The 7,787-nt window shown below is 70.5% G+C and carries 9 protein-coding genes; 8 read left to right on the plus strand and 1 reads right to left on the minus strand.

Annotation, left to right across the window (positions count from 1 at the left end):
* The 7 genes from lepB to GX015_RS01115 all read left to right on the plus strand — a co-directional run.
* On the plus strand, positions 1–678 hold a 678-nt coding region (lepB, locus tag GX015_RS01085), incomplete at its 5' end, for a signal peptidase I (protein ID WP_291342141.1).
* 40 nt (positions 679–718) lie between these two features.
* On the plus strand, positions 719–1,396 hold the full coding sequence (locus GX015_RS01090) for a ribonuclease HII (protein ID WP_291342152.1): 678 nt from the start codon (positions 719–721) through the stop codon (positions 1,394–1,396).
* Between the two features lies 1 nt (position 1,397).
* Complete coding sequence (locus tag GX015_RS01095; RefSeq protein ID WP_046650144.1) at positions 1,398–1,703, plus strand: DUF2469 domain-containing protein; 306 nt, start codon at positions 1,398–1,400, stop codon at positions 1,701–1,703.
* Between the two features lie 97 nt (positions 1,704–1,800).
* Positions 1,801–2,181: a YraN family protein gene (locus tag GX015_RS01100; RefSeq protein ID WP_291342143.1), complete on the plus strand. Its 381-nt coding sequence runs from the start codon at positions 1,801–1,803 to the stop codon at positions 2,179–2,181.
* Positions 2,182–3,723, plus strand: a complete 1,542-nt coding sequence (locus GX015_RS01105; protein ID WP_291342144.1) for a YifB family Mg chelatase-like AAA ATPase — start codon at positions 2,182–2,184, stop codon at positions 3,721–3,723. It abuts the gene before it with no gap.
* The gene (locus tag GX015_RS01110; protein WP_291342145.1) at positions 3,720–4,925 is read left to right on the plus strand and encodes a DNA-processing protein DprA; all 1,206 of its coding nucleotides are present in this window, start codon (positions 3,720–3,722) and stop codon (positions 4,923–4,925) included. The genes GX015_RS01105 and GX015_RS01110 overlap by 4 nt, the downstream gene beginning before the upstream one ends.
* Positions 4,926–5,116: 191 nt before the next feature.
* Positions 5,117–6,169, plus strand: a complete 1,053-nt coding sequence (locus GX015_RS01115) for a tyrosine recombinase XerC (RefSeq protein ID WP_291342147.1) — start codon at positions 5,117–5,119, stop codon at positions 6,167–6,169.
* Positions 6,170–6,183: 14 nt separating this feature from the next.
* On the opposite strand, the gene GX015_RS01120 is transcribed toward GX015_RS01115, so the two are convergent.
* Positions 6,184–6,690, minus strand: coding sequence for a M23 family metallopeptidase (locus GX015_RS01120; protein WP_291342149.1), 507 nt, complete (start codon positions 6,688–6,690; stop codon positions 6,184–6,186).
* A 376-nt stretch (positions 6,691–7,066) separates the two neighbouring features.
* On the opposite strand from GX015_RS01120, the gene rpsB reads away from it, so the two are divergent.
* Positions 7,067–7,787, plus strand: a 721-nt coding sequence (rpsB, locus tag GX015_RS01125; RefSeq protein WP_291342151.1) for a 30S ribosomal protein S2, incomplete at its 3' end; no start/stop codon positions are given.

Below are 7,787 nucleotides of genomic sequence, written 5' to 3' on the forward strand. Positions count from 1 at the left end.
ATCCCGATCATCATCGTGATCGCCCTGCTGATCTCGGTCGGCGTGCAGACCTTCGTCGGCCGCGTGTACCTGATCCCCTCGGAGTCGATGCAGCCGACGTTGCACGGGTGCGAGGGCTGCACGGGCGACCGGATCTGGGTGGACAAGATGACCTACCGGTTCTCCGAGCCGGAGCCGGGCGACGTGCTCGTGTTCAATGGCCCGCCGTCGTGGGATGGGGCGTTCGTCAACCAGCGGTCGGAGAACCCGGTGGTCAATTCGCTGCAGACGCTGGGCAGCTGGATCGGCGTCGTTGCGCCGGATGAGAACGCGCTGGTCAAGCGCGTCATCGCCACCGGCGGCCAGACGGTGCAGTGCCGCGAGGAGGATCCGGGCATCATGGTCGACGGCAAGCTCGTCGACGAGTCCTTCACCCTCGCCCCGCCGCAGAACCCCGTCGATCCGGCGACCGGTTCGCTGGCCTGCGGAGGCCCCTACTTCGGCCCCGTCACCATCCCCGACGATCACCTGTGGATGATGGGCGACAACCGCACCAATTCCCTCGATTCCCGCTACCACCTCGGCGACGAGCACCAGGGTTCCGTGCCGGTGGACGACGTCGTGGGCAAGGTCCAGGCGATCATCCTGCCGTTCAGCCGCATCGGCGGCGTCGATGACCCGGACATCCAGGCCAACTAGGCCGCGCCCGGCGATCCTCGACGACTTGCCCCGCCCGTCGCTGCGCAGGCTCGCCCAGGACCGCATGTACGAGGTCGCCCTGGATGCGCGCGGTTTCGGGCCGGTCGCCGGCGTCGACGAAGCTGGCCGCGGCGCCTGCGCGGGCCCCATCGTCATCGCGGCGTGCGTGCTGCCGCGCCGCACGATCCCGGAGCTCGCCGCGCTCACCGACTCGAAGGCGCTGTCGCCCGCGGCCCGCGAGCGCCTGTTCCCGCTCATCCTCCGCTTTGCGACGGCCACGTCCACCGTCATCATCTCGGCGGCGGACATCGACGCCCGCGGAATCCAGCACGCGAACGTTTCGGGGATGAGGCGGGCCGTCGACAAGCTGCCCGTGCCAGCGGGGTACGTGCTCACCGACGCGATGAAGGTGCCGGGCCTGCCCGCGCCCCATTTGCCGATGATCGGGGGCGACGCGGCGGCTAGATGCATCGCCGCCGCGAGTGTCGTCGCCAAAGTGACGAGGGACCGCATTATGTTTGACCTCGACGCGCAACTGCCGGGCTACGGCCTGGCCGCGCACAAGGGCTACGGCACCGCCGCGCACATGGCCGCGGTGGAGCTGCTCGGCGCGAGCCGGGAACACCGGATGAGTTACGCCAACGTCGAGGCGGCGCACCGGCGCCACCGCGAGACACACGCACGAACCGACCGCACCGCAACCGAGGGGAGACGCTGACGTGAGCGCCGAGGACCTGGACAACTACGAAGCCGAAGTCGAGCTGTCCCTCTACAAGGAATACCGCGACGTGGTCAGCCAGTTCGCCTACGTCGTGGAGACGGAGCGGCGCTTCTACCTGGCCAACGCCGTGGAACTGATCCCGCACAATTCGGGTGGCGAGGTCTATTTCGAGCTGCGCATGTCCGACGCCTGGGTGTGGGACATGTACCGCCCGGCGCGCTTCGTTCGCTACGTCCGCGTGATCACCTTCAAGGACGTCAACATCGAGGAGCTGGACAAGCCCGACCTGCGCCTTCCGGAGTAGCCGGGGGTTATCCACAGGCCCCGATCCATCCACAAAACCCGCCCGCCGGCGCACCGGTCGGCGGGTCTTTTCGTGCGATCGGGGCGAAGGTCGGGGCATGGATCAAGCGAGGAAGAACGAGATGCGAGCGGCGCGGGCGAAGCTCGGGTTCGCCGGGGAAGCGGCGGCGGTGGGCCACCTGGTCGGCGCGGGCCTGACGCTGATCGGCGCCAACGTCCGCGTGGGCAGGGACGAGCTCGACGCGGTGTTCGCGGACGGGGACGCGGTGGTCGTGGTGGAGGTGAAGACCCGCACCACTCCGATGATGGGCGGAGGGCTGGAAGCCGTGACGCCGGCGAAGATGAAGTCATTGCGCAGGGGCGTCGCACGGTGGCTGCGGGAGACGGGCAGGACGTGCGATCACGTGCGTTTCGACGTCGTCGACGTCATGCCCCTCGGCGGGGACATGGCCGTGCAGTGGTTCCGGGACGTGGCGTAGATGAGCGTCGGGCGGGCGACGTCGGTCGCATTGCAGGGGTTGGACGGGGTTCTCGTCGGGGTGGAGGCCGACGTGGGGCGGGGATTGCCGGGGATGCACATCGGCGGGCTCGGGGACGCCGCGGTGGCCGAAGCGCGGGACCGGGTGCGCACGGCGGCCGTGAATTCGGGGCTTACGTGGCCGCGGACGAAAGTCGTGGTGTCCCTGTCGCCGGCGAGCTTGCGCAAGCACGGGTCGGCGTTCGATCTGGCCATCGTGTGCGCGGTGTTGTCCTCCGGCCTCGATGACGGGGACGAGGCCAGGGGGCGATTGGAGCGCACGGCGCTGCTCGGGGAAGTGGGGCTGGACGGGACGGTGCGGGCGGTGCAGGGGATATTGCCGGCCGTCATCGCAGCGCGTGACGCCGGGCTGAGGTGGGTGGTCGTGCCGACGGGGAATCTCGATGAAGCGGCGTTGGTCGGCGGCATCGCCGTGGGCGGGGTGTCCACCCTGGGCCAGCTGTGGCGCTGGGCGCTGACGGGTGAAGGCGTGGACGCGCCCGATGGGATGCCGCGGGTGGTCGCGGAGCGGGACGTGCCGGACATGAGGGACGTCCACGGGCAAGACGAGGCGCGCCGGGCTCTCGAAGTCGTCGCCGCCGGCGGGCACCACCTGTTCTTGTCGGGTCCGCCGGGCACCGGCAAGTCGATGCTCGCGGCGCGGCTGCCGGGCATTCTGCCGCCGCTCGCCGAGCGAGATGCGCTGGAGGTCACCGCCGTGCACTCCGTGTCGGGGCGCATCGGGACCCATGATGGCGGGCTGATCCGGCAACCTCCGTTCGTCGCGCCGCACCACACGGTCAGCGCGGCGGCGCTGCTCGGAGGGGGATCGGGGATGCCGAGGCCGGGGGCCATGAGCCTCGCTCACGGCGGCGTGCTGTTCCTCGACGAGGTCACGCTCATGCCGGCCCGGGTGCTCGATGCGCTGCGCACGCCATTGGAACTGGGAGAGGTGACGCTGCTGCGGTCCCGCCACCAGGTGCGGTACCCGTGCCGCGTGCAGCTGGTGATGGCGGCCAACCCCTGCCCGTGCGGGGCCGTCGAACCGGGGGAGTGCGCATGTCTGCCCGGGGCCAGGCGCCGGCACATGGCGGCGGTGTCGGGGCCGCTGCGCGACCGGGTCGACGTGCAGCTGTCCATCCATCCCCGTCATTCCGTCGTGAGACCGGAGCCGGGAGAGGACTCGGCCGCGATCCGAGAGCGAGTCATGGCCGCGCGGGAAAGGGGGCGGGCCCGATGGGAGGCCATGGGAGTCGACGGGGTGAACGCCAACTCCGGGGTGCCGGGGCCGCTGCTGCGCAGACATGCGCCGGCGGATGACGCGGGCATGGCATATCTGGAATGCAGGCTCGCCGAGCGCACGGTCACCCAACGCGGCGTCGACCGGGCCCTGCGGGTGGCGTGGACGCTGGCGGACCTCGACGGCCGGGATCGACCGGGTCTCGGCGACGTGGCCACCGCATGCGATCTCCACGCACCCGTCGACGGGGAGGTGGCGGCATGACGCGCCGGGCGTGGGCGTACCTGGCCCGCACGGTGGAAGGGCCGCACCCGGCGTTGAACAGGCTGCTGGGGGAAGTCGGGCCGGAAGAGGCGGCCGATCGCGTGAAGCGCCGCGTGGGTCTGCCGGGCGATCTGGCGGGAGCGACGGAGAGCCGATTCCACCTCGACCACGCGGACGAGGATCTGGCCACGGCCGCCCGCCATGGCTTCCGGCTGGTGACGCCGGAGGACGACGAGTGGCCCGTCGACGCCGTCCAGAACTTCCTGGGCTCGACCGCGCCGGGCAACGACGCCGCGCCGCCGTATGCCCTGTGGGTGCGGGGCGGGCGACTCGACGTGCTCGTCGACGATGCGGTCGCGATGGTGGGCACCCGCGCCGCGACGTCGTACGGCGCCCGCATGACCGAGAGACTTGCGGCCGGCGTGGCGCGAGCCGGGGCGACGATCATCAGCGGCGGGGCGCTGGGCATCGACGCCGTCGCCCATCGAACGGCGCTGGACGTCGGAGGGAGGACCATCGTCATCGCGGCCTGCGGACCCGGGGTGGACTACCCGGCGGCGCACGCCGACATGTTCCGGAGGATCGGGGGCTCTGTGGACTCTGGGGACTCTGGGGACTCGGGGGAGTCGGGGCAGTCGGAAAAGCAGGGTGCGATCGTCACGGAATATCCGCCGGGGATCCGTCCGGCGCGGCACAGATTCCTCACCCGGAACCGGCTGGTCGCGGGATTGGCGGGCGCGACGGTCCTCGTGGAGGCGGGGTGGCGCTCGGGGGCGCGCAACACCGCCGCGTGGGCCAGGCACATGAACAGGCCCGTGGGCGCGGTGCCGGGTCCGGCGACGTCCGCGTCGTCCACCGGGTGCCATGATGCGATCCGCGAAGGCGAGGCGGTGTTGGTCACGTCCCCCGAGCACGTCCTGGGGCTGTACCGCGGAGTGGGGGAGGTCGACGAAGCGGCGCAGATGGAGTTGGAGTGGGCGGCGGATCCGATCCAATCGCTCGGGCGCAACGAGCTCCGGGTCTACGATGCGACGCCGAAAACGGGAGGGGCTGGAAGGGGCGGTGGGACCGCAGGTGCGGATACCGCCGCCATCGCCGCGGAGGCCGGGATGACGTTGCCGCTGGCCATGCACCTGTTGTTGGCGCTGGAAAGCAAGGGTCTCGTGGAGAGGCGCGGCAGCGCATGGAGGCGGGCGCGATGAATCCCGAAACTTTCCGAGAAAGGGGCTTGCTTTTTCAGGTCACCTACGTAGGATAGGTCAGGCAAGCCTAAGCGATTGGCCGGTACGGGCTGGTAACGGTCGATCTTCCCGCTAACGGCGGGCCGGACAATGGCGTCGTGTCTTCAGGGGTCGCGACGTCCACCCGGTTCACCGGGGTAGGGTCTTGCATCATGGGTGAGGCACCGACGACGGCTTCCGGAGGCTCCGCGCACGACGCGGGCAACCGGGGGCCGTCGTCGCCGCCGTCGGGGGAGTTGTCGCCGAATCTCGACGCGGCGCTGGGGGATTTTCTCGATCACCTCGAGCATGTCCGCGGTCTCGCCCCCGCCACCATCCGCGCCTACCGCGCCGATCTCGTGCCGCTGCTCACGGGGCTGGGGGACATCCGCCAGCTCGACATGCGGGTCATCCGCGCGCACCTGGGCGCCAAGCACCGGGCCGGCGCCGCACGCACGTCCTTGGCCCGGGCCGTGACCTCCATCCGCCGTTTCGGCGCGTGGGCGGTCTCCGCCGGGCTGCTCGACGCCGACCCCGCCGGTCGCGTCACGGGCCCGCGCCCGCACCGGCATCTTCCCGAGATCCTCACGGTGGAGCAGGCCGGCGCCCTGCTCGATGATGTGATGGGCCTGGGGGAGACGCGGGGAGAGAAGCAGGAGGATTTGGCGGAAGGGGAGGCCGGTGCCGAGCTTTCCCCGAAGCAGCGGGCGCTCCAGACCCGCGATCGCGCCATGATCGAAATCCTCTACGCAGCGGGCATCCGCGTCGGGGAGCTGTGCTCGCTCGACGTCGGGGACGTCGACCTCGGCCGCGCGACGCTCACCGTCACCGGCAAGGGCGACAAGCAGCGCACGGTGCCCTTCGGCGAACCCGCCGCCCGCGCCCTCGAAGCGTGGATCGGCGAACGCGGGGAGCTGCTCGGTGGGGCCGGGTCTTCAAAAGCAGCCGCAGCCAACGACGCACTCTTCCTCGGCGCCCGCGGCGGTCGGCTGGATCCCCGGCAGGCGCGCCGCATCGTCCACGGCATGACGTCTCGGGCTGGCGTCGACCTGTCCCCGCATGGTCTGCGGCATTCCGCGGCCACTCACATGGTCGAAGGGGGCGCGGATCTCCGCGTCGTCCAGGAGATGCTCGGCCACAGTTCGCTGGGCACGACGCAGATCTACACGCACGTGTCCACGGACCGGCTCCGCGAGGCCCACCGGAAGGCGCATCCCCGTGCGTGAGATCCGCGTGAAACCTACGTCGGCGGCTTCAGCACGATCGGCCGACGCCACAACAGGTCCATGGGGTTGAGGTAGTCCCGCCCCCGCAGCGCTCCCCAGTGCAACCCGGGATCCGGCCCGGCTTCGAGCACGCCGATGACCTCGCCCCTCCGCACCTTGTCGCCGCGGCGCGCCGACCAGCGCACGGGCTGGTACGTCGTGCGGATCCCGTCGGCGTGCATGACCGACACCGTCGGCGTCCCCGCCACCATCCCCGCGAAATGCACGGTCCCATCGCCGGACGTCCGCACCGGCCCGCCCACGCCCGCCGCCAGGTCGACGCCGCGGTGCCCGGGCAGCCATCGTTTCGGGGGCGGGTCGTAGGGCTTGACGACGCCGCCGTCCACCGGCGCCGAATGCTCGATCTCGGAGATGCCGCCACCGCGTGCGGCGGGCGCGGCACCCGCCAGCCAGGGGACGGTGAGCAGCAGCGCGCACAGGGCGGCGACCAGTGCGGTGGCTGGGCGGTGTGGCGCATTCATGGCGCCAGAAGACCCCGGCATCGGGTCGTCGTCAAGCGAAAAAGCCGGTGCCGGAAGCCCGATTGTGGATGAACCCGGACCTGTGGATGGGCGCCCGCCCGGGCCCGGCGCGTCGGCGTTGGCGCGACCAGCGAGGATCCGCTAAGCTACCTCCCGCAGTGTGCCCGGAACCCCGGGTGCGCTGACTTCGCGCGCCGCACATCGCAGCCGACGTCGCCAGGTGCCCGGTTCACGCCGGGAGGTGATGCCGGTTCCCGCGGCGCCAGGGTGCGGGGAAAACCCGCACGCGACTTCAACCGAACATCAATCAGAAAGCGAGGAAGGGAAGCAGCCGCGGTCCTAGTCAGACCGGACGAGAGGCCTTCCCTGAATTCACATGGCTGTCGTTTCCATGCGCGAGCTCCTCGACGCCGGCGTCCACTTCGGACACCAGACGCGTCGCTGGAACCCCAAGATGAAGCGTTTCATCTTCACCGACCGCAACGGCATCTACATCATCGACCTGCAGCAGACGCTGACCTACATCGATGAGGCGTACGAGTTCGTCAAGGAGACCGTCGCCCACGGCGGCAACATCCTCTTCGTCGGCACCAAGAAGCAGGCCCAGGAGGCCGTGCAGAACGAGGCCGAGCGCGTCGACATGCCCTTCGTCAACCACCGTTGGCTCGGCGGCATGCTCACCAACTTCCAGACCGTCGCCAAGCGCCTGTCCCGCCTGAAGGAGCTTCAGGCCATGGACGCCGCGGAGAACGGCTACGAGGGTCGCACCAAGAAGGAAATCCTCATGCTCACCCGTGAGCGCACCAAGCTGGAGCGCACCCTGGGCGGCATCCGCGACATGGCCAAGGTTCCCTCGGCCATGTGGATCGTGGACACCAACAAGGAGCACATCGCGATCTCCGAGGCGAAGAAGCTGGGCATCCCGGTCGTCGCCATCCTGGACACCAACTGCGACCCGGACGACGTCGACTTCCCGATCCCGGGCAACGACGACGCCATTCGCGCCGCCACCGTCCTGACCCGCGTCATCTCCTCCGCCGTCGAGGAAGGCCGCCGCGTCCGCGCCGAGCGCGAGACCGCCGCCTCCCGCGAGGCCG

The sequence above is a fragment of the Corynebacterium sp. genome (genome assembly GCF_012837295.1).
Taxonomy (GTDB): Bacteria; Actinomycetota; Actinomycetes; order Mycobacteriales; family Mycobacteriaceae; genus Corynebacterium.